The sequence below is a fragment of the Pseudomonas sp. Kh14 genome (assembly GCF_900291005.1).
GTDB lineage: Bacteria > Pseudomonadota > Gammaproteobacteria > Pseudomonadales > Pseudomonadaceae > Aquipseudomonas > Aquipseudomonas alloputida.
Genome location: NZ_OLKJ01000218.1, coordinates 1 through 250, shown reverse-complemented (window position 1 = coordinate 250; position 250 = coordinate 1). Strand labels below are relative to the sequence as shown.

The following is a 250-nucleotide window of genomic DNA, read 5'->3' as shown; positions in this document are numbered from 1 at the left end:
CCCTTTTTGGTTACATAGCACAACGTGATCTAGTGAAATTCAGCGATTAATATATCTTCGTTAGGTATCACGACAATTTTCACGTTACCTTTAGCTTGAATAAGCTGAATCTGTTCAGATTCTAGTGAGTAAGGCATAACAACCTTAAGACAAGCGATATTTTCTTTGCGAGCGATTTTCATCAGCGCGACCAAATTCGACTCATCACTTCGTCGACTCGATAATGCACTCAGCGCTTTCTCCCAAAGAC

General features: G+C 40.4%; 1 protein-coding gene. It reads right to left on the bottom strand.

All coding sequences use genetic code 11. The annotated features are described in order from the left end of the window. Positions 1-29 precede the first annotated feature (29 nt). On the bottom strand, positions 30-250 hold a 221-nt coding region (locus tag FQ668_RS28885), incomplete at its 5' end, for a hypothetical protein (RefSeq protein ID WP_218570922.1).